The sequence below is a fragment of the Alkalilimnicola sp. S0819 genome (assembly GCF_009295635.1).
Classification (GTDB): domain Bacteria; phylum Pseudomonadota; class Gammaproteobacteria; order Nitrococcales; family WHIW01; genus S0819.
The window spans coordinates 81,825-103,768 of record NZ_WHIW01000003.1; the positions used below are offsets into that span (position 1 = coordinate 81,825).

Sequence of the window (21,944 nt, forward strand, 5' to 3'; positions counted from 1 at the left end):
CCGAGGGTATTAATCAGCGCCGCACTGGGGAATTGCGCGTGTAGTGCGCGCCTTCCTTGCACAGCGGCACGGCTTTGGGGTAATTGTGCGGCACATCAAAAGACGCCCTTCCGCCCCCAACAGGGAATAGTGATCTTTCGTGGCGAAAACCGACACCGATAACAGCAAGGCGCTGCCATCGCCCCTGGGGCACCATATCCATCGCGGTCTGCGCGAGGCGGTGTTGTTGCTGCTGCTGGCGCTGGCCATCTTTCTGCTGCTGGCGCTGCTGAGCTTCGATCCGCGTGATCCGAGTTGGAGCTACGGGGTCTCGGCCGAGCGTATTCATAACCTGGGCGGCGAGGCCGGCGCGCTGTTCGCCGATATCAGCCTTTATCTCTTCGGCTATCTGGCCTATCTGTTCCCGGTGATGATCGCTTATGGGGCGTTGCTGGCGTTCCGCTGGCAGCGTCAGGACGGGCGTTTCCACTGGGGCGTATTCTCCCTGCGCTTCGCCGGCTTCGTGGTGACGGTGATATCCGGGGCGACGCTGGCGTATCTGCACTTCGCCGCGGTGCCGGGCACCGTGCCGCTTAGCGCCGGCGGAGTGTTGGGCGAGCTGACGGGCGGTGCACTGCGGGCAACGCTGAACTTCACCGGGGCCACCATCTTCACCCTGGCGGCCTTCCTTGCCGGCGTGACTATCTTCACAGGTCTGTCCTGGCTGGCGCTGATGGACATGCTCGGCCGCCTGTCCCTGCGCCTGGCGGCGGCCACGGCCGGAGCCTGGCAGCGTTTGCGGGATTACCAGGCCGGGCGCCGTGCGCGGCGCGAGCGCAGCGCCAGCCGCGTCCAGGAAGCGCGCAAGCTGGCCAAGCGCAAGCCGCCACAGATCGCGCCCAAGCTGGAAGAGCCCAAGCTCAGTGTCAAAGCCCAGAAGGAGCGGCAGATTCCCCTGTTCGATGGCCCCACCAGCGACGGTTTGCCCCCGGTGGTCCTGCTGGACCCGCCGCCCGAGCAGCGGGCGGGCTACAGCAAGGAAGCGCTGGAGGCCATGTCGCGGCTGGTGGAGCTCAAGTTGGGCGACTTCGGCGTGGAGGTGGAAGTTGTCGAGGTGCAGCCCGGGCCGGTGATCACCCGCTTCGAGCTGCAGCCCGCCCCCGGGGTGAAGGTCAGCCAGATCAGCAATCTCTCCAAGGATCTGGCTCGGGCCCTTTCGGTGACCGCCGTGCGTGTGGTGGAAGTCATTCCCGGCAAGTCCGTGGTGGGGCTTGAAATTCCCAACGAGCAGCGCCAATTGATCGCCTTCTCCGAAATCATCCGCTCCCGGGAATACGAGAAGGCCGGCGCCGCGCTGCCGCTGGCGTTGGGCAAGGACATCTCGGGCAAGCCCGTGGTGGTGGACCTGGCGAAGATGCCTCATCTGCTGGTCGCGGGCACCACCGGCTCGGGCAAGTCCGTGGGCGTGAACGCCATGATCCTCAGCCTGCTCTATCGGTACACACCGGAGGTGGTGCGGCTGATCATGATCGACCCGAAGATGCTGGAACTTTCGGTCTACGACGATATTCCGCACCTGCTCGCCCCCGTGGTCACCGACATGAAGGAAGCCGCCAATGGCCTGCGCTGGTGCGTGGGCGAGATGGAACGGCGCTACCGCCTGATGGCGGCTTTGGGCGTGCGCAACCTGGCCGGTTTCAACCGCAAGGTACGGGAGGCCGCCGAGCGGGGCGAGCCGATCAAGGATCCGCTGTTCAAGGTGCCCGACACGGCGGCCTTCGGCGATACCGAAGCCATGCCCACCGCGCCCGATCTGCAGGCGCTGCCTTTCATCGTGGTGGTGGTGGACGAGTTCGCCGACATGATGATGATGGTGGGCAAGAAGGTAGAGGAACTCATTGCCCGTCTCGCTCAGAAGGCGCGCGCCGCCGGCATCCACCTGGTGCTGGCCACCCAGCGCCCCTCGGTGGACGTGATCACCGGCCTGATCAAGGCCAACATCCCCACCCGCATGGCCTTCCAGGTGTCCTCCAAGGTGGATTCCCGCACCATTCTCGACCAGATGGGCGCCGAGGCGCTGCTGGGTCATGGCGACATGCTCTACCTGGCGCCGGGCAGCGGCCTGCCCCAGCGGGTGCATGGCGCTTTCGTCGCCGATGGCGAGGTCCACAAGGTGGTGGCGCACCTGAAGGAGCATGGCCGGCCGGAGTATGTGGAAGAAGTGCTCAAGGACGCCTCGGAAACCGCCCCCGTGCCGGGCCTGAGTGGTGAATCCTCGCCGGACGGCGAGGCCGACCCGCTCTATGACCAGGCCGTGGCCATCGTCACCGAAACCCGCCGTGCCTCCATCTCCGGTGTGCAGCGCCGGTTGAAGATCGGCTATAACCGGGCCGCGCGCCTGGTGGAGCAGATGGAGGAGAGCGGTGTGGTGGGCGCCCTGCAAGCCAACGGCCAACGGGACGTTCTAGCCCCGCCGCCACCGAAGGATTGAAACCGATGATCGCACGCACGCTGCTCGCCTTGATGCTGACGCTGCTCGCCCTGCCGTCGCTCGCCGGTCCCAGGGCCGATCTGATGCGCTATTTCCAGGACGTGCGCAGTCTCGGCGGCGAGTTCCGCCAGACCGTGGAGAACGGGCAGGAGCGAGTGCTCGAGGAGTCTCGCGGGCGTATGGCCCTGCAGCGCCCGGGCCGCTTTCGCTGGGATTATCGCGAGCCCTACGAGCAACTGATACTCGCCGACGGCCAGCGGCTATGGGTCTACGACGCGGATCTGGAACAGGTCACGGTGCGCTCCCTGGGCGATGTGCTGGGAGTGGGCCCGGCGATTCTGCTGAGCGGCGACGGCAGCGAACTCACCGAGGCCTTTCGCCTGCAGGAAGTGGACGAGAACTGGCTGCGTCTGATCCCCCGTGATCCGGACTGGGACTTTCAAGCGATAATGATGTACCTGGAAGGCGGCTTGCCGCGGTTGCTGGAAGTGGATGACGGCATGGGCCAGATCACCCGGCTGGAGCTGGCGGATCTGCGGGTCAATCCGCGATTGCCCGTCGATACCTTCCGCTTCGAGGTTCCCGAGGGCGTGGACGTGATCGCCCCCGGGCAGTGACGAGCGCCCGAGGACTGGTCCGTTGAGGCGCACACTCGATACAATTCCCGGGCGCCGGTATGGGGCGTGAGCTGTTGCTGGTGGCTGCCGGGGGCGCCCTGGGGGCCATGGGCCGCTTCGTGCTCAGTCAGGTCATCTACGGCGCATTGGGGCGGGGCTTTCCCTATGGGACCTTCGCGGTCAACCTGATCGGCAGTACCCTGATCGGCCTGGCCTACGTAGTGTTGGTGGAACAAGCGCCGGGCCACGCCACGGGCAAGGCACTGCTGATTGCGGGAGTGCTGGGCGCCTTCACCACCTATTCCAGTTTCGCGCTGGATTCGATCTTGCTGATGCAGTCCGGCCAGCCTGTGAAGGCCGCTGTGTATGTGCTCTCGAGCACCCTGCTGTGTCTGCTGGGCGCCTGGGCCGGCCTGCTGGTGGCCCGACAATTTATTTGATTACTCGCAAGGAACGTCATGCTGGACCCAAGATTGCTGCGCGCCGATGTGGAAGCCGTCGCGCAAGGCCTGCTCGGCCGCGGCTACGAACTGGACGTCGCTCGTTACCGTGAACTGGAGCAGAGCCGCAAGACGCTGCAGGTGCAGACCCAGGAGCTGCAGAATGAGCGTAATTCCCGCTCCAAGGCCATCGGCAAGGCCAAGGCCCAGGGTGAGGACATACAGCCGCTGCTAGACGAAGTGGCCGGCTTGGGCGAGCGCCTGGAGCAGGCGCGGGGCGAATTGCAGGGCGTACAGGACGAACTGGACGAGCTTCTGATGGGGATGCCCAATCTGCCCCATGAGAGCGTTCCGGCGGGCAATGGCGAAGCGGACAACCAGGAAGTGCGTCGCTGGGGCGAGCCGCCGGCGCTGGATTTCAAGCCCCGGGACCATGTGGAGCTGGGTGCCTTGCACGCGGGCATGGACTTCGAGGCCGCCGCCAAGCTCGCCGGTTCCCGCTTCGTGGTGCTGCGCGGCGCCGTGGCGCGACTGCAGCGCGCACTGGTGCAGTTCATGCTCGACCTGCACACCCGCGAGCACGGTTACGAGGAAGTCTATGTACCGTACCTGGTCAATGCCGACAGCATGCGCGGCACCGGCCAGCTGCCCAAGTTCGAGGAGGATCTGTTCGCCACCGCCGGGGAGCAGCGCTTTTATCTGATCCCCACCGCGGAAGTGCCGGTCACCAATCTGCAGCGTGACGAGATCCTGCCCGCCGAATCCCTGCCCCTGCGCTACACCGCGCACACGCCGTGCTTCCGCTCCGAGGCCGGCGCCTACGGCAAGGACACCCGGGGAATGATCCGCCAGCACCAGTTCGAGAAGGTGGAGCTGGTACAGATGGTGCGCCCCGCGGATTCCTACGCCGCCCTGGAAGCGCTCACCGGTCACGCCGAGCAAGTGCTGCAGCGTTTGGGGTTGCCGTATCGGGTCATGGCGCTGTGCGCCGGTGACATGGGCTTCTCCGCGGCCAAGACCTACGACCTGGAAGTGTGGCTGCCGGCGCAGCAGACCTATCGGGAAATCTCTTCCTGCAGCAACTTCGAAGACTTCCAGGCCCGGCGCATGCAGGCGCGCTGGCGCAACCCGGAAACGGGAAAGCCTGAGCTGTTGCACACTTTGAACGGCTCGGGGCTCGCCGTGGGGCGGTGTCTGGTGGCCATCCTCGAGAACTATCAAGACGCCGACGGTCGCGTGCGTGTGCCCGATGCACTGCAGCCGTACCTCGGTGGCAGCCGCTACCTGGGCGACTGATCGTCCGTTCGCCCTCGCGCTGTAACAATTGTGTTGCAGCGCGTCAGAAAATGCCTACAGCCCCCGGCCAAGGCTTACACGAGCTGTCGTCGAGGGAGCATTTACCCCTGCGCCCCATCCTCCTAATCTTGGTTCCCAGACGCGGAACGGCCACTCGCCATTCCGCGGCCGAGCCCAGGAAGGGGCAGTGTTCCAGGGAAGAATAAGACCAGGAGGTCAGGCATGGCTGAAGTAGAAAAGGTGCAAGGCGTTATGGATGGTTTCGCGGTAATGGGGCGCACGCTCATGCAGCAGTGGATCGGGGGCGCCCGCGCCTTGGGTGAGCAGGCTGGCAGTGCGCGCATGGCCGACTTCTACACCGAGCAGCTCACACAGGCAGAGAAAAGCGTGCAGTCGGTCCTGCAGGCGCAGCGTCAGTGGCTGGCCAAGGCTCGTGAACACACGGTGGGCGCCAGCACGATGCCGCCACTGCCCGCCGCGGTTAACAGCTTCTACTGGGATGCGATAGAGCTGAACCTGGAGTTGCGTGAGTCGCTCTGGCACACCGGCTTCGATCTGGCCCGGAGCGCCGGAGAGCAGCTGCGCCACCAGGGCGCTACCGATCAGGCCAGTCTGCTGCAAGCCTGGAACGACATGTCCCGCACCGCCGGTACCCGCTACCGGGAATGGCTGCAGGCCATCGGTAGCCAGGCGGACGAGCAGGCCGAGGCCGAGAGCAAGGCGGAGAAGGCCGCACAGGCCAAGGCTCCGGCGGCCAAGAATGCTCAGCGAGCGGCGAAGACCGCCTGAGGCGGCTGAAGCTCAAACTGGCTGAAAATCAACAATAAAGCAAGGATGCGTCGACTGGCCAAGGACGGCCTGTCGCAGGGATGCAAGGCGCTTGAACCCGCAGGGACGCGGGTTCCTGGAGAGGAAACAGGCACGGCTCACGGACGAACAGGGCAGGGGCAGGATGCCCGGCTTGCTTACCCCCAAAGCCTGGGAATCAATGGTCTTCCAGGTAAGGGCTGAGCTCCTCGAGGAGCTTGGCCCTTTCTTCTTTGGTGCGTGCCGCCACGGCGCGCTCCACCACCTCCCGCGTCACATGGGGGGCGAAAAGCTTGATGAACTCGTGCATGTAGCCGCGCAGATAGGCACCTCGGCGAAAGCCGATGTTCGTCACACTGGGCTCGAAAAGATGGCTGGCGTCTATCGCCCGCAGGCCCTGATCGCGCTCCGGCTCGAAGGCCATTCCAGCCATGATGCCCACCCCCAGGCCCAGCTGCACATAGGTCTTGATCACTTCGGAATCCGTGGCAGTGAACACCACATTGGCCTGTAGCCCACAGTCCTGGAAGGCCTTGTCGAGCTTGGAGCGACCGGTAAAACCGAAGACATAGGTCACCAGTGGATGCTCGGCGAGCTTCTCCAGCGTGAGCGTCTTCTCTTTCAGCAGCGAATGCCCCTCCGGGACCACCACGCAGCGGTTCCAGCGGTAACAGGGCAGCAGGGCCAGATCCTCGAACAGGGCGATGGCCTCCGTGGCGATGGCGAAATCCACCTGCCCGCGAGCGGCCATTTCCGCGATCTGCATGGGCGTGCCCTGATGCATGTGCAGACTCACCCCAGGATACTGCTCGCGGAAACGGGCAACCACGTGGGGCAGGGCATGGCGTGCCTGGGTATGGGTGGTGGCGATACTCAGGCTGCCGCGGTTCTCGTCCTTGTGCTCTGCGGCAATGGAGCGGATGTTCTGTACCTGCCCGAGCAGTTTTTGCGCCTCCTCCAGCACCGCCTTGCCCGCTGGGGTAATGTGGCTGAGGTGTTTGCCACTGCGGGCGAATATCTGTACGCCCAGTTCATCCTCCAGCATGCGAATCTGCTTGCTCACTCCGGGCTGGGAGGTATACAAGGCCTCTGCCGCGGCGGAGACTTTCAGCCCGCGCCGGGCGACCTCGCAGATGTAGCGCAGCTGGTTGAGTTTCATGCGGCCTCCTATAACTCTATCGTCTAAAAGTACAATAATTGATTACTTTTGCAACTATCGTCGGGGCGCTTATAGTGCCGGCCTGCATGTGAAGGATTCCTGGCATGGCTGATACAGGCATCGTCTATCTGCTGGGCGCCGGGCCCGGCGACCCCGAGCTGCTCACCCTCAAGGCCTACCGCTTGTTGCGTGAGGCTGAAGTAGTGCTGTACGACCGGCTGGTAGCGCCGGCCATCGTCGCGCTGGCGCCACCCGGTGCTCGGTTGATCGACGTGGGCAAACGCCGTGAGCGCCACCCGGTGCCCCAGGCCCGGATCAACGAGTTGCTGGTGGAGCATGCCCGCGCCGGGCGCCGGGTAGTGCGCCTTAAAGGGGGTGACCCGTTCATCTTCGGCCGGGGCGGAGAAGAGATCGAAACCCTGATGGACCAGGGTGTGCGCTTCGAGGTGGTACCGGGAATCACCGCGGCCAGCGGTTGCTCGGCTTATGCGGGCATTCCGCTCACGCACCGTGATCATGCCCATTCCTGTGTGTTCGTCACCGGGCACCGCAGCCACGGCCGGCTGGAGCTGGATTGGCCAGTCGCAGCGCGGCCCGGCCAGACTCTGGTGGTTTACATGGGGCTCGCCGGCCTCGCGGAGCTCTGCGCGGGCCTGCGAGAACATGGGCTGGCGGCGGACACGCCCGCGGCCCTGGTGCAGCAGGGCACTACGGATCACCAGCGGGTGTTGGTGGGCAATCTGCGGACCCTGCCGGCCTTGGCCGAGCGTTCACAGTTGTGTGCGCCCACATTGATCATCGTCGGTGACGTGGTGAAGCTGCACCGCCAGCTCAGCTGGTTCGAGCCCGTCGGCTCCACCGATGATGGCTGCTTCCGGCCGCCCGATGTGTAGGCGTGAATGCCTTTGTTGAAGTGGTTTGCCCGCCAAGCCGCGAAGAAGCATGAAAAAGCCCCGCCGAAGCGGGGCTACTCAAGGGCGCCCGGGCCGCCCCGATGGTCTAGTCTTCGCCCATGAACGCACCCAGCAGATGCAGCAGGCTGGTGAACAGATTATAGATGGCCACGTACAGGGTCACGGTGGCCATGATGTAGTTGGTCTCGCCGCCGTGGATGATGTTGCTGGTCTCGTAGAGAATCAGACCGGCCATCAGCAGCACGAACATGGCGCTCACGCCCAGGGCGAGGCCCGGCAAATTGAACAGCAGCGCGCCGATCCCGGCCAGGAAAGCCACCAGGATGCCGGTCAGCAGGAAGCCACCCATGAAGCTGAAGTCCTTCCGGGTGGTCAGCGCGTAGGCCGAGAGCCCGACGAAGATCACGCCGGTGCCGCCCATGGCCATCATCACCAGTTCGCTGCCGTTGCTGAAGGCGCTCAAGTAGAAGCTGAGCAGCGGGCCCAGGGTGTAGCCCATGAAACCGGTGAGGGCGAACACCGAGGCCAGGCCCCAGACGCTGTTGCGCAGCTTGGTGGTCAGGAACAGCAGGCCGAAGTAGCCGATCAGCACCACGAACCAGGGCAGGGGCGCGGCGTTGCTCGCCATGGCGATACCCGCGGTCAGCGCGCTGAACAGCAGGGTGAGCGACAGCAGGATATAAGTGTTGCGAATGACCTTGTTGGTCGCCAGTACGCCTTCCCGGGCGATGGCGGCTGTCTGGGTCTGCTGATTCATCGATGCTCTCTCCATTGACTAGTTTTCTGCGCCTGTTGTTGGCGCTGCCCCAAAGGTACGCTGCACCAAAGGTAACGGAAGGGTTATCCTCTGCCAACATAATCCGGGCTTGTTCCCTGTTTTTCGACCACACTGACCGTATCCGGTTCCCCTAGCGAGGTCTTATGCCGGTCACCTTCGACAATACGCTGGTCATCGCTATTTCCTCCCGCGCGCTGTTCGACATGAGCGAGAGCCACCGGGTCTATACCGAAGAGGGCGTGGAGGCTTACTGCCGTTACCAGATCGAGCACGAGGACCAGCTGCTCGCCCCGGGGGTGGCCTATGGCCTGGTGCGCAAGCTGCTGGCGTTGAACGACGAGCAGGACCGCACCAAGGTGGAGGTGATCCTGCTTTCGCGTAACAGCGCCGACACCGGCCTGCGGGTGTTCAATTCAGTGGCCCATTACGGGCTGAACATCACCCGCGCGGCCTTCACCAACGGGCTCAGCCCCTACCGCTACGTGCCGGCCTTCGGTGCCCATCTGTTTCTCTCCGCGGACCCGGACGATGTGGTGGAGGCGCTCAACCACGGTCAGGCCGCCGCCACCATCCTGCCCTCGGCGGCGCGCCATGACGGGGACGATGAATGCGAGGACGTTGAATTGCGGATCGCCTTCGACGGCGATGCCGTAGTGTTCTCCGACGAGGCCGAGCGGGTATTCCGCAGCAAGGGGTTGCAGGAATTCGCCAGCACCGAGCGCGCCCAGGCCCGCGAGCCCCTGCAGGGCGGCCCCTTCAAGAGCTTCCTCGCCGCGCTGCATGCGCTGCAGTCCCAGTACGACGCCCGCAGCTGCCCCATTCGCACCGCCCTGGTCACTGCCCGCGGCGCGCCCGCCCACGAGCGCGTGATTCGCACCCTGCGCGAATGGCAGGTGCGTATCGACGAGGCGCTGTTTCTCGGCGGGCTGCCCAAGGCGGAGTTCCTGGAGGCCTTCGGCGCCGACATCTTTTTTGACGACCAGCAGGGTCACTGCGAGCTGGCGAGCCGGCATGTGGCCACCGGCCACGTGCCCCACGGCGTCGCCAACGAGGAAACCATGGCCGGCTTCTGAAGGCTGGTTCATCCGCCGGCGCGAGGGTGCTTCCTTGCGCCGGCCCCGGAAACCGAATATGTTGGCGCCGCTTTCAAGCCGCGCAGACTACCCAGGGGTGTTTTGTGGAAATCGTCTGTCTGGACCTGGAAGGGGTCCTGATCCCCGAAATCTGGATCAACTTCGCTGAGCTCACTGGCATCGAGGAGCTGCGGGCCACGACCCGTGACGTGCCCGATTACGATGAACTGATGCGCTACCGGCTCGATATCCTGGACCGTCACAAGCTGGGACTGCCGGACATCGAGCAGGTCATCGACAAGCTCACCCCGCTGGAGGGCGCGCGGCAGTTCCTGGACGGTGTGCGCGAGCGCTACCAGCTGGTGATCCTCTCCGACACCTTCGTGGAGTTCGCCCGCCCCTTGATGCGCCAGCTGGGCTGGCCGACGCTGTTCTGCCACCAGCTGGAAGTCGCCGCGGGCGGCCGCATCGCCGACTACCGCCTGCGCCTGAAGGACCACAAGCGTCGCGCCGTGGAAGCCTTCCGGGAGCTGAACTTCCGCACCGTGGCCGCGGGGGATTCCTACAACGACACCACCATGCTCGGCGCCGCCGACAAGGGCGTGCTGTTCTGTCCGCCGCAGAACGTGATCGACGAATTCCCGCAGTACCCGGTGACCCGCACCTACGACGAGTTGCGCGCCGAGATCGATCAGGGCTTCGGGGCCTGACGGTTATTCATGCGAGTAGCCATCGTCTCCGATACTCACGGTTTCCTCGACCCACGCATCGCCGACCAGATTGCCGAGTGCGATCTGGCCGTGCACGCGGGTGATATCGGCGGCGCCGACGTACTGCTGGCCATGAGCCCCCGGGGTCAGCTGGTGGCGGTCAAGGGCAATAACGACAGCCCCGAGCGTTGGTCGCGCCAGGAAGTGCACATGCTCGAAACCCTGCCCGAGGAAGCCCGGCTGGACCTGCCGGGCGGCCAACTGGTGGTGGTGCACGGCGATGACGCGGGTGGGGTGGATGTGCGCCATGCCAATCTGCGCGAGCGCTACCCCGACGCCCGGGCTATCGTCTACGGCCATAGCCACCGCCTGGTGGTGGACGACAGCGCCGAGCCCTGGGTGCTCAACCCCGGCGCCGCCGGGCGCACTCGCACCTACGGCGGGCCTTCCTGCCTGGTGCTGGAGGCGGACGAGGACGGTTGGCAGGTGGAAGCCCTGCGGCTGGAGCCGCGCAAGTATCGCGCAATCTGATCTGGACACCGTGGGGGAGGGCGCGTGAGCGATAAACCCCTGGCGCAGCTCGAGCAGCAACTGCTCGAGGCCTTCGGCGCCGACCGGCCGGCGCTGCGCAAGCGCCTTGGCGGGCTGAAACGCCGCGCCGCCCGCGGCCAGCCTTATGAGCGGGGCCTGAACAGCCTGCGCGCCGACCTGGAACACTCCCGGGAAACGGTCGCCCGGCGCCAGGCGCACCTGCCCACACCGGATTACCCCGATGAGCTTCCCGTCAGCGCCCGCCGCGAGGATATCGCCCGGGCCATTCGCGACCACCAGGTGGTGGTGGTCTGCGGCGAGACCGGCTCGGGCAAGAGTACCCAGCTGCCGAAGATCTGCCTGGAACTGGGTCGGGGGGTGCGCGGCCACATCGGTCATACCCAGCCCCGGCGCCTGGCCGCCCGCACGCTGGCCGCGCGCATCAGCGAGGAACTGGGCCGGCCGCTGGGCGAGGCGGTGGGCTACAAGGTACGCTTCAGCGACCGGGTGGGCCCGAACACTCACATCAAGCTGCTCACCGACGGCATGCTGCTCGCCGAAGTGCAGGGCGATCGGCGCCTGGACGCCTACGACACCCTGATCATCGATGAAGCCCACGAGCGCAGCCTCAACATCGACTTCCTGCTGGGGTACCTGAAGCAGATCCTGCCTCAGCGGCCGGATCTGAAGGTGATCATCACCTCGGCCACCATAGACCCCGAGCGCTTCGCCCGGCATTTCAACGACGCACCCATTCTCCAGGTCTCTGGCCGTGGCTACCCGGTGGAGCTGCGTTACCGCCCGCCCCCCAACGACGAGGCCGACCAGGCCCAGGCGGTGGTCAGCGCGGTGGACGAGCTCGCCCGCGAGGGCCCCGGCGACATCCTGGTGTTCTTCAGCGGCGAGCGGGAAATTCGCGAGGCCGCCGAGGCCTTGCGCAAGCATCACCCGAAGCAGGCCGAAATCCTGCCGCTGTATGCACGCTTGAGCGCGGCCGAGCAGCAGCGCGCCTTTCGCACCGGGCGGGGCCGGCGCATTGTGCTCGCCACCAATGTGGCGGAAACCTCCGTCACCGTGCCCGGCATCCGTTATGTGGTCGACACCGGCTACGCCCGCATCAACCGCTACAGCTTCCGCAGCAAGGTACAGCGCCTGCCGGTGGAACCCATCTCCCAGGCCAGTGCCAACCAGCGCGCCGGGCGCTGCGGGCGCCTGGGCCCGGGTGTGTGCATCCGACTCTACGCCGAAGACGACTTCCTCGGCCGCCCCGAATTCACCGACCCGGAGATCCGCCGCAGCAACCTCGCCGCGGTGATCCTGCAGATGAAGGCCCTGGGCCTGGGGGACATCGAGGCCTTCCCCTTCCTGGAACCCCCCGACCAGCGCCTGATCAACGACGGTTTCAAGACCCTCTGGGAACTGGGCGCGGTGGACGAGCAGCGGGCGCTCACCGAGCGAGGCCGGCAACTCTCCCGCCTGCCGGTGGACCCGCGGGTGGCGCGGATGCTGCTGCAGGCCGAGCGCAACGGCGCGCTGGAGGAGACCCTGGTCATCACCGCCGCGCTCAGCATTCAGGACCCCCGGGAGCGCCCCCTGGAGGCGCAGCAGGCGGCCGATGAGGCCCATGCGCGCTTTCGCGACGAGCGCTCGGATTTTCTCGGCTATCTGAAGCTTTGGGAGCATCTGCGCGAGCAGGCCCGGCATCTGAGCAAGCGGAAATGGCAGCAACACCTGCGCGGGTTGTTCCTCTCGCCCGCCCGGGTGCGAGAATGGCAGGAGATCCACCGCCAGCTGCGGGAACTCACCCACGGCATGGGTTTGCGTGCCAACCAGGAGCCGGCGGATTACCGCGCCCTGCATCAGGCGTTGCTCAGCGGGCTGGTGGGGCAGATCGCTCGCAAGGACGAGGAGGGCGAATACGAGGGCGCGCGGGGAATCCGCCTGCGCATCTTCCCCGGCTCGGGGCTCGCCAAGCGCAAGCCGAAATGGATTGTCGCCTCGGAGCTGGTGGAGACCCGGCGCCTGTTCGCCCGGGACGTGGCCGAGATCCGCCCCGAATGGGTGGAGGCGCTCGCCCCGCACCTGCTACAGCGCAGCCACTTCGAGCCCCATTGGCAGGCCCGCGCCGGCCGGGTCGCGGCCTGGGAGCAGATCAGCCTCTACGGCCTGGTGCTGGTGGAGAAGCGCAAGGTCAACTACGGCCCGCTGGACCCCGCGGCCAGCCATGAGATCTTCCTGCGCGAGGGGCTGGTGGAGGAACGCCTGCGCACCCGCGGCCGTTTCCTCGCGGCCAACCGGGCGCTGATCGACGAGATCCGCGCCCTGGAGGAGAAATCCCGCCGCCGCGATGTGCTCGCCGACGAGGAGAGTCGCTACGCCTTCTACGCCGCCCGCGTCCCCGGGCACATCCACGACACGGTGAGTTTCGAGCGCTGGCGGGTGCAGGCGGAGCAGGACGATCCGCGGCTGCTGCACATGCGCCGCGAGGACCTGATGGCCCACGAGGCCGAGCAGGTCACCGACCAGGCCTATCCCTCGCAGCTCACCCTGGGCCCGCTGCGCCTGCCGCTCGCCTACCATTTCGACCCGGCGGCCAGCGATGACGGCGTCACCGTGGAGGTGCCCCTGGCCGCGCTCAACCAGCTGGACCCCGGCGCCTTTGAATGGCTGGTGCCGGGGCTGCTGGAAGAGAAGCTCATCGCCCTGATCAAGGCCTTGCCCAAGGCACTGCGCAAGCACTTCGTGCCGGCCCCGGATTATGCTCGGGCGCTGATGCAATCCTTGCCCGCCGGCGAGGGTTCCCTGCTGGAGGCGGTGCGCGCCGAGCTGCGGCGCATGAGCGGGGTGGACGTGCCCATCGATGCCTGGGATGGCGTGGATTTTCCGGCCCATCTGCGGATGAATTTCCGCGTGCTGAGTCCCAAGGGCAAGGTGCTCGCCGAGGGCCGTGATCTGCGCGCCCTGCAACGGCGCTGGGGCGGCGAGGCGGCCGGTGCCTTCGAGCCCGCCGCGGCATCGCAGTGGCAGCGCGAGGAGGTGCGGGATTGGGATTTCGACGAGTTGCCCGAGAGCATCCGCTTCGAACAGCAGGGGGTCAGCCTGCAGGCCTGGCCTGCGCTGCAGGTGCAGGGCCAGGGGCTTGCGCTGACTCTGATGGACAACCCGGCCCGGGCGGCGCAGGCCAACCGCGAGGGTATTCGTCGGCTCTACCAGCTGCGTCTGGCGCAACAGCACCGTTACCTGCGCCGACAGCTCCCGGGCCTGGACAAGCTGGGCCTGCTCTACCGGGGGTTGGGCAACAGCGATGAGCTGCGCGCGCTGATCACCGAGACCGCTTTCGAGCGCTGCTTCGAGCTGGACCTGGGCTTGCCCCGCAGTCGCGCGGAGTTCCTGCGCCGGTTGGAGCAGGGCAGGGCCGAGCTGGTGCCCGTCGCCACCCGACTCGCCGAGCAGACCGCCCAGGTGCTGGAAGCCTACCAGGGCGTGCGCCGGGCACTGCGCGCGCCCCAGGCGCTCAGCCAGATGGAAAGCCTGGCCGACGCCCGGGAACAGCTGGATGCCCTGCTGCCCGCGGATTTCGCGCTGCGCACTCCACGTGAGTGGTGGCCGCATCTGCCGCGCTATCTTCAGGCCCTGCACAAGCGTCTGGACAAGATCGCTCGGGATCCGGGCCGCGACCGCCCGGGCCTGCGTCGAATCCGCCCCCTGTGGGAGCAGTATCTGGAGCGCCGCCGGCAGCACGAGAGCCGTGGCATCGACGATGCGGCGCTGCGGCAATATCGCTGGCTGCTGGAAGAGTTCAGGGTGTCTTTGTTCGCTCAGGAACTGGGCACCGCCGTGCCGGTATCCGAGAAACGGCTGCATCAGCTCTGGAAGGAAGTCCAATAGGGCATAGCCATGTTGCAGCGCAGCTAGGTGGCTGGAGAATCATCTGGCAGAGTATCCGGATATAAGAACGACAAGCCCCTCCTGGGGCGCCGGAGGGAGAGCTCCGCCATGCATCGGGTGCTCGTGATCGAATTGTCCGCGACCCTGCGTCACGGTCTGAACAAGATGTTGTCCGGCCAGGACTATCAGGTGTCCCTGTTGCCGTCCTTCGAACAGGGCCTGAGCGCACTCGGTCAGCGGCCGGAAGAGTACGACGCCGCCATCATCGGCTGGCCCTCGCGCACCGACCCCACCGCCGATGAGCTTTTTTCGCTGCTCGAATCGCCCCGCTTCAAGTCACTGGCGGTGGTGGTGCTCAGCGAAGAGGCCGAGGCGGCCAAGCTCAACTGGGTCACCAAGCGCCCCTCCACCGCCATGCTGCTGTGGGCGGATTTCCACGAGACCGTGGATTCGCTGAGAACGCTGCTCAGTGCCAGCAGCCTGGACAACCCCTGCCCGCCGCCGGCCAAGCCCGCCGCTCGCGACGCCATCCGGGTACTGTTCGTGGACGACTCGCCCACGGTGCGGGTGAGTTACCGGCGGCTGCTCAACCGCCACGGCTACGAGACCGATACGGCCAGCTCCGTGCGCGAGGGCATGGACCTGGCGAGCCGTAACCCCTACGACATCGCCATCATCGACTACTTCATGCCCGATGCCACCGGAGACGAGCTCTGCCGCCAGCTGCGGGATAACCCGGACACGGCGGGCGTCACCTCCTCGATCATCACCGGCACGTATCTGGATAAGGTCATCAAGGATTCCCTGGACGCCGGCGCCGTGGAGTGCATGTTCAAGAACGAGGCCGAGGCGCTGTTCCTCGCACGGGTGGCGGCCATGAGCCGCAGCGTGCTCAGCAAGCGCAACATAGAGCGCGAACGCCGCCGCCTGGAGGGCATCCTCGGGTCCGTGGGCGATGGTGTGTACGGCGTGGACAACAACGGCCTGATCACCTTCATGAACACCGCCGCCCGGGAAATTCTCGGTTTCGGCGAGCGCGATAAACTGAACGGCTGCATGCCCCACACGCTGTTCCACCATTCCTTCCAGGACGGCACCCAGAACCCGCCGGAGACCTGCTTCCTTACCCGCGCCTACGGCTCCGGTGACCGGCTGTTGAACTGGCAGACCGTGTTCTGGAACGCCCAGCGGCGCCCCGTACCGGTAGAGTGCACGGTCTACCCGCTACATATCGATGGTCATCGGGAGGGCTCCGTGGTGGCCTTCCGGGACGTGTCCGAGCGCAAGCTCATGGAAGAGGAGCTGCGCTGGCAGGCCAATCACGACCCGCTCACCAAGCTGCTCAACCGCTCCTACTTCGAGAGCCAACTGGAGCAGGAAGTGGCCCGCCTGCAACGCAATGCCGAGCACAGCGCGTTGCTTTACCTGGATCTGGATCAATTCAAGTACATCAACGACACCGCTGGCCATGCCGCGGGCGACAAGCTGCTGGTGGAGATCGGCCAGCAGCTGCAGACCCGCCTGCGCGCCTCCGACACCCTGGCCCGACTGGGCGGCGACGAATTCGCCGTGATACTGCGCAACGTCCAGCCCGGCGAGGCCTACGAGGCCGCCGAGGCCTTTCGCGAGATCCTGGTGGGGCACACCTTCCAGTACGCCGGCAAGAGCTACAAGGTCAACGGCTCCGTGGGCGTGGCCAACCTGGATCAGTACACCAAATCCCCGGGCGAGGCGCTGGCCAATGCCGATGTCGCCTGTCACATTGCCAAGGAAAAGGGCCGTAACCGCACCCACATATACGCCCCCGAGAGCGACCAGCGCCGGGCCATGGACCTGGAGCTGGGTTGGTCCGCGCGCCTGCATGACGCGTTGGAGAACGATCTGTTCGAACTCGCCTTCCATCCCATTATTGGCATAGACGACATGCCCCCCATGAGCGCCGACGCCGACCCGGTGACCCGTTGGCGACGGGTGCGCGAGCGCATCGGCGAGCGGGCGCACCATTACGAGGTGCTGCTGCGCCTGCGCGGAGGCGAGGGGCCGGAGTGGATCATGCCCGATGCCTTCCTGCCCACCGCCGAGCGCTTCAACCTGATGCCGCGCATCGACCGATGGGTCACCGAGAAGGCCATTGCCTCGCTGGCCGAGGCCCACGGGCGGGGCATGAAGATCCGCCTGTCGGTGAATCTTTCCGGCCACACCGTGGTGGACCGGGAACTGGCCGGCGACATCAAGGCGCTGCTGGAGAAGTACGCGGTCGACCCCAGCGCGCTCACCTTCGAGATTACCGAGAGCTGTGCGATCACCAATCTGGACAGCGCCCGTCGCCTCATGGACGAATTGCATGCCATCGGCTGCCAGTTCGCGCTGGATGATTTCGGCAGCGGTTTCTGCTCTTTCGGCCATCTGAAGAACCTGGCCGTGGACGTGATCAAGATCGATGGCCTGTTCACGCAAGGCTTGGTGACCGACCCCATTGACCTGGCCGTGGTGCAGTCCATCGTCGAGATCGCCCATGCACTGGGCAAACGCACCGTGGCCGAGTACGTGGAGAATCAGGACATCCTCGCTCAGCTCAAGCGCTGCGGTGTGGACTACGTGCAGGGCAACTTCATCGCCCAGCCCCTGGAGCGGCTGGAAGGCGCGCCGCTGGCCGGTGCCATGACCGCCTCTTGAATCCGGTGGCTACGACCCACACCTGCCGTGGGACGGAATCTCCGTTCCAACAGGGAGTGTGCCCCATGAAACGACTCAAGTGGCTAGCGGTCCCCGCTTTCGCCTTGATGCTCGCCGCCTGCGGCGGTGACGAGGACACCGGCTTCCAGCCGGATGAGCAAGTCGGCGGGCTGCAAGACCAGCAACGGCAGCAACAGATGCAGGATCATCCCGCCGAGCGCCCGCCGGGGCAGGGTTGATGGCATTCAGCGGATAAGGCGCCGCGGCCATGAGCCGCTCCTGCATCAGCTACTTGCCCTGCGGGAGCGGCTCATGGCCGCGATTCCCCTTATCCCCCCGTAGCCCGCCCAACTGACACCCCCACCCCCCCTGTAGTACCATGCATCGCCTTTCCCCGACGCGTTTTTACGGGAATCGACACGCATGATCGAAACCACCACGCCGCTATACCAGAAGATCGACGACCTCCAAGGGCGCTTCGAAGCCCTGAGGGGGTATCTTTGACTACACTGAAAAGCGCTACCGCCTCGAAGAAGTAAGCCGCGAGCTGGAACAGCCGGACGTCTGGAACGAACCTGACCGGGCCCAGGCCCTGGGCAAGGAGCGGGCCAGTCTGGAAGCCGTGGTGAATGTGCTCTCCGCGCTGGAATCCGGCCTGGGTGACGCCCGTGAGCTGCTGGATATCGCGAAGGAAGAAGACGACGAGGAAACCATCGCCTCGCTGAGCGGGGATCTGGACAGCTACGAAGCCGATCTGGCCAAGCTGGAATTTCGCCGCATGTTCTCCGGCGAGATGGACGCCAGCAACGCCTTCGTCGACATCCAGTCCGGCTCCGGCGGCACCGAGGCCCAGGACTGGGCCGGCATACTGATGCGCATGTACCTGCGCTGGTTCGAACGGCACGGCTTCAAGACCGAGATCATCGAACTGTCCGAAGCCGAGGTGGCCGGCATCAAGAGCGCGACCATCCGGGTGGTGGGCGAATATGCCTTCGGCTGGTTGCGCACCGAGACCGGCGTGCATCGCCTGGTACGCAAATCCCCCTTCGACTCCGGCCACCGCCGCCACACCAGCTTCGCCTCGGTGTTCGTCTCGCCGGAAGTCGACGACGACTTCGAGATCGACATCAACCCCGCCGATCTGCGGGTGGACGTCTACCGCGCCAGCGGTGCCGGTGGCCAGCACGTCAACCGCACCGAATCGGCGGTGCGTATCACCCACAACCCCACCGGGATTGTGGTGCAGTGTCAGAATGACCGTTCCCAGCACAAGAACCGGGCCACGGCCATGAAACAGCTCAAGGCCAAGCTCTATGAGCTGGAGATGCAGAACCGCCGCGCCGAGGCCGATCAGGTGGAAGAGACCAAGTCGGACATCGGCTGGGGCAGCCAGATCCGCTCCTACGTGCTGGACCAGTCCCGCATCAAGGATCTGCGCACCGGCGTGGAAGTGGGCAACACCCAGGCGGTGCTGGACGGCGACCTGGACCAGTTCATCGAGGCCAGCCTGAAGGCGGGCCTGTAGGCAATAGGCAAGAATTCGAGGCGGACAGATGAGCGACGAGCAGCTGCAGGACGACAACAAGCTCATAGCGGAGCGCCGGCGCAAGCTGGCTGAGCTGCGCGAGCAGGGCGAAGCCTTCCCCAACGATTTCCGGCGCGACAGCCTGGCGCGGGAGATCCACCAGCGATTCGGCGAGCTTACCGCCGAGCAGCTGGAGGCCGAGCCCGTGGAAGTGCGGGTGGCCGGGCGCATGCTGCTCAAGCGCGTGATGGGCAAGGCGAGCTTCGCCACCATCCAGGACATGTCCGGGCGGATTCAGCTGTTCCTGCGCCGGGATGATCTCGCCGAAGGCGTGTACCAGAACTTCAAGGGCTGGGACGTGGGGGACATCGTCGGCGCGGTGGGGCACGTGTTCCGCACCAAGACCGGAGAGCTGTCCATCTGGGTGCGGGAGCTCAAGCTGCTCACCAAGTCCCTGCGCCCCCTGCCTGAAAAGTACAAGGGCTTGAGCGATCAGGAGGTGCGCTACCGCCAGCGCTACGTGGACCTGATCGTCAGCGAGGAATCCCGCGACACCTTCGTGCTGCGCAGCCGGATCGTGCGTTTCATCCGCAACTACCTGGACCAGCGGGGCTTCCTGGAAGTGGAAACCCCCATGATGCATCCCATTCCGGGCGGCGCCACCGCGCGGCCCTTCAGCACCCATCACAATGCCCTGGACATGGAATTGTTCCTGCGGGTGGCCCCGGAGCTGTATCTGAAGCGGCTGGTGGTGGGCGGCTTCGAGAAGGTCTACGAGATCAACCGCAACTTCCGCAACGAGGGCGTGTCCACCCGGCACAACCCCGAGTTCACCATGCTGGAGTACTACCAGGCCTACGCCGACTACCAGGACCTGATGGACCTCACCGAAGACCTGCTGCGCAAACTGGCGGTGGACGTGGTGGGTGCCGAGCAGATCAGTTACCAGGGCGAGCGCTTCGACTTCGGCAAACCCTTCACCCGCATCTCGGTGAAGAACGCCATCCTGGAGCACAACCCGGGGATTACCGCCGACCAGCTGGACGGCCTGGAAGCGGCGAGAAAGCTTTGCGAAGACCTGAACATCGAGGTCAAGGAAGCTTATGGCCTGGGCAAGCTGCAGTTGGAGATCTTCGAGAAGACCACCGAACACAAGCTGCGTGAACCCACCTTCGTCATCGACTATCCCAAGGAAGTCTCGCCGCTGGCCCGGCCCAAGGACTCCGACCCCTTCCTCACCGATCGTTTCGAGCTGATCGTGGGCGGGCGAGAGATCGCCAACGGCTTCTCGGAGTTGAACGACGCCGAGGACCAGGCCGAGCGCTTCCGTCAGCAGGCGGCGGAGAAGGCGGCCGGCGATCAGGAAGCCATGCATTACGACGCCGATTATGTACGGGCGCTGGAATACGGCCTGCCGCCGACGGCCGGGGAGGGGATCGGCATAGACCGGCTGGTGATGCTGCTGGCCGATGCGGCGTCGATTCGCGATGTGTTGCTGTTTCCGGCCATGCGCCCGGAGGCCTGAGGCAAGAGAGACCTACCGGGCGCTGTGTCCAGGCAGCGCCTGATTTGTTCTTCCCCTGTGGCGTAATAAAAAGAAAGCGCTGTTGCTGATTGGGCGTATGCCTTCATTGCGGGAGAGGGGGCGTGGTCTGTTCACTGTCATGCGGGGAGGGTCCGACGATGAAGCCACGGATTAGTATGGTCACGCTGGGCGTCGAGGACCTGACCCGCTCTATCCGGTTCTATGAGCAAGGGCTCGGTCTTCCCCGGATGGATTCACCGCCGGAGATCGCGTTTTTCACCCTCAATGGCAGCTGGCTCGGTCTGTACGGCCGGGAAGCGCTCGCACAAGATGCTGCCGTCTCAGCTGTCGCTGGTGGTTTTCCCGGGTTTAGTCTGGCGCACAATGTCTGCTCCGAGGCAGAGGTGGATGACGTCATGGCCCAGGCCGCGCTTGCCGGCGCCATTGTTACGAAAGCCGCCGAGAAAACCTCCTGGGGCGGGTACGCTGGGTACTTCTCCGATCCAGATGGCTACTTATGGGAAGTGGCCCACAATCCGCAGTTCTGGGTCGGCCCCGCGGACGAGGATGCATGACCAGCGCTGGAGCCGACAGTTTGAAGCCGCGTGGCGGCTTCAAACAGTGGAGCTCGGCGACAACGCTCGCCGTTGAATCGTCTGGATCAGTGGCCACAACAAGCACCCTCAGGCAAGTTCAGCTTTTGTAGCCTGTTCGGGGTGAACGCTTCACCAAAGGTAGTGCCTGACTTTCGGCCTCGGCCCCCTCGGTGAAGGAGAAGAACAAGCAGTATCGGTGGCCCACGCTCGGCTTGCCGGTCCCCACCGTTCCAACCCGCGGTTCAGGCCGGCGACTTCGTCGGGGCTCAACCGCACCTTGAGTGGTCAGAGAATGCATTCGCTCGGGAGAATATTGTCTTTTTTAGGCTGGGGATCGGTCCTCTGCTCAGCCATCTTCGGTTTATCATTTTCTGGTGTTCTTTTGATGGGGTTCGTGGGGACCAGTGGTCGAGAAGCCGGCGGAGAGTTGGCCGCCATGCTTTTGTTTACAGGCATGGGCTCGACCGTCGGCTACTTGGTTGCCAAGTTAGGGACTTCCCTCGCTCGGTGTGGGAAATCAAATAACCCGCACCAGGAAAGCACCGGCAGCCAAGGATAAGCGGCCTGCTTGCGGTTCCGGCGATGGCCCCGTCGGCGTAGTGTGTTTTGCTACTTCCAAAAGCCCTGTGTCCTGTGCTGTATCGCCAATGCAAGGGATCCACTAGGGCGGATGATGTGTCACAACGGCAATCTCTCCATCCATCGTGGCGCTGTTGCTGGCATTTGTCGGCGGGGGGATCGTTCTGATCGTCCTGGAAGAAGAGTTTTCACGAGATCCTCCGCGCTCTTTCCCGGCGTTTCCGACGGCTGTAGTGTTGTATTCGCTTTTCCACCTGGTTCTATAGCGACTGAAAGTGATGTGAGGAAATCTGGCAAACGCCCCACATCGGGCACGAATTTCAGGCAGGCCGTGTCAACGCCGACTGAAGGGTGCCCCCC

Annotated in this window: 16 protein-coding genes and 1 pseudogene; 15 read left to right on the plus strand and 2 right to left on the minus strand. The window is 65.2% G+C overall.

The annotated features are described in order from the left end of the window. Positions 1 to 139: 139 nt before the first annotated feature. From GBG68_RS03390 to GBG68_RS03410, 5 genes are all read left to right on the plus strand, one after another. Positions 140 to 2,470, plus strand: coding sequence for a DNA translocase FtsK (locus GBG68_RS03390; protein WP_152145147.1), 2,331 nt, complete (start codon positions 140 to 142; stop codon positions 2,468 to 2,470). A gap of 5 nt (positions 2,471 to 2,475) precedes the next feature. After that, on the plus strand, positions 2,476 to 3,087 hold the full coding sequence (gene lolA, locus GBG68_RS03395) for an outer membrane lipoprotein chaperone LolA (RefSeq protein WP_152145149.1): 612 nt from the start codon (positions 2,476 to 2,478) through the stop codon (positions 3,085 to 3,087). Between the two features lie 59 nt (positions 3,088 to 3,146). After that, complete coding sequence (gene crcB / locus GBG68_RS03400) at positions 3,147 to 3,527, plus strand: fluoride efflux transporter CrcB (RefSeq protein WP_152145151.1); 381 nt, start codon at positions 3,147 to 3,149, stop codon at positions 3,525 to 3,527. An 18-nt stretch (positions 3,528 to 3,545) separates the two neighbouring features. After that, positions 3,546 to 4,823 (plus strand): serine--tRNA ligase, encoded by a 1,278-nt coding sequence (serS, locus tag GBG68_RS03405; RefSeq protein WP_152145153.1) that lies wholly within the window; start codon positions 3,546 to 3,548, stop codon positions 4,821 to 4,823. Between the two features lie 222 nt (positions 4,824 to 5,045). Next, on the plus strand, positions 5,046 to 5,612 hold the full coding sequence (locus tag GBG68_RS03410; RefSeq protein WP_152145155.1) for a hypothetical protein: 567 nt from the start codon (positions 5,046 to 5,048) through the stop codon (positions 5,610 to 5,612). Between the two features lie 196 nt (positions 5,613 to 5,808). On the opposite strand, the gene cysB is transcribed toward GBG68_RS03410, so the two are convergent. Beyond that, a complete protein-coding gene (gene cysB / locus GBG68_RS03415) occupies positions 5,809 to 6,789 on the minus strand; it encodes an HTH-type transcriptional regulator CysB (protein ID WP_152145157.1) in 981 nt (326 codons plus the stop codon). Between the two features lie 110 nt (positions 6,790 to 6,899). Here cysB and cobA point away from each other — a divergent pair. Further along, positions 6,900 to 7,682 (plus strand): annotated as a pseudogene (gene cobA / locus GBG68_RS03420) (uroporphyrinogen-III C-methyltransferase); the annotation flags it as partial. 106 nt (positions 7,683 to 7,788) lie between these two features. Here cobA and GBG68_RS03425 read toward each other — a convergent pair. After that, complete coding sequence (locus GBG68_RS03425; protein ID WP_152145161.1) at positions 7,789 to 8,460, minus strand: Bax inhibitor-1/YccA family protein; 672 nt, start codon at positions 8,458 to 8,460, stop codon at positions 7,789 to 7,791. Positions 8,461 to 8,624: 164 nt separating this feature from the next. On the opposite strand from GBG68_RS03425, the gene GBG68_RS03430 reads away from it, so the two are divergent. From GBG68_RS03430 to GBG68_RS03465, 9 genes are all read left to right on the plus strand, one after another. Further along, positions 8,625 to 9,554: a 5'-nucleotidase gene (locus GBG68_RS03430; RefSeq protein WP_152145163.1), complete on the plus strand. Its 930-nt coding sequence runs from the start codon at positions 8,625 to 8,627 to the stop codon at positions 9,552 to 9,554. A gap of 104 nt (positions 9,555 to 9,658) precedes the next feature. Beyond that, entirely contained in the window at positions 9,659 to 10,264 is a 606-nt protein-coding gene (gene thrH, locus GBG68_RS03435; protein WP_152145165.1) for a bifunctional phosphoserine phosphatase/homoserine phosphotransferase ThrH, read from the plus strand. A gap of 9 nt (positions 10,265 to 10,273) precedes the next feature. Then, on the plus strand, positions 10,274 to 10,795 hold the full coding sequence (locus tag GBG68_RS03440) for a metallophosphoesterase family protein (RefSeq protein ID WP_152145167.1): 522 nt from the start codon (positions 10,274 to 10,276) through the stop codon (positions 10,793 to 10,795). Positions 10,796 to 10,819: 24 nt separating this feature from the next. Beyond that, on the plus strand, positions 10,820 to 14,683 hold the full coding sequence (gene hrpA, locus GBG68_RS03445; protein ID WP_152145169.1) for an ATP-dependent RNA helicase HrpA: 3,864 nt from the start codon (positions 10,820 to 10,822) through the stop codon (positions 14,681 to 14,683). Positions 14,684 to 14,791: 108 nt separating this feature from the next. Then, positions 14,792 to 17,359, plus strand: coding sequence for a GGDEF domain-containing response regulator (locus GBG68_RS03450; protein ID WP_152145171.1), 2,568 nt, complete (start codon positions 14,792 to 14,794; stop codon positions 17,357 to 17,359). A gap of 65 nt (positions 17,360 to 17,424) precedes the next feature. Next, positions 17,425 to 17,598, plus strand: coding sequence for a hypothetical protein (locus tag GBG68_RS14075; RefSeq protein ID WP_193222201.1), 174 nt, complete (start codon positions 17,425 to 17,427; stop codon positions 17,596 to 17,598). A gap of 184 nt (positions 17,599 to 17,782) precedes the next feature. Further along, positions 17,783 to 18,884, plus strand: a protein-coding gene (gene prfB, locus GBG68_RS03455) for a peptide chain release factor 2 (RefSeq protein WP_152145173.1) whose coding sequence is annotated in 2 segments (ribosomal slippage) — positions 17,783 to 17,860 and positions 17,862 to 18,884 — 1,101 coding nt in all. Because the reading frame shifts where the segments join, the coding sequence is not laid out codon by codon here. Positions 18,885 to 18,912: 28 nt separating this feature from the next. After that, positions 18,913 to 20,409 carry a lysine--tRNA ligase gene (lysS, locus tag GBG68_RS03460; protein WP_152145175.1) on the plus strand — a complete coding sequence of 499 codons (1,497 nt, stop codon included), beginning with the start codon at positions 18,913 to 18,915 and terminating at the stop codon, positions 20,407 to 20,409. Positions 20,410 to 20,585: 176 nt separating this feature from the next. Further along, positions 20,586 to 20,984: a VOC family protein gene (locus tag GBG68_RS03465; RefSeq protein ID WP_226801596.1), complete on the plus strand. Its 399-nt coding sequence runs from the start codon at positions 20,586 to 20,588 to the stop codon at positions 20,982 to 20,984. Positions 20,985 to 21,944 lie beyond the last annotated feature (960 nt).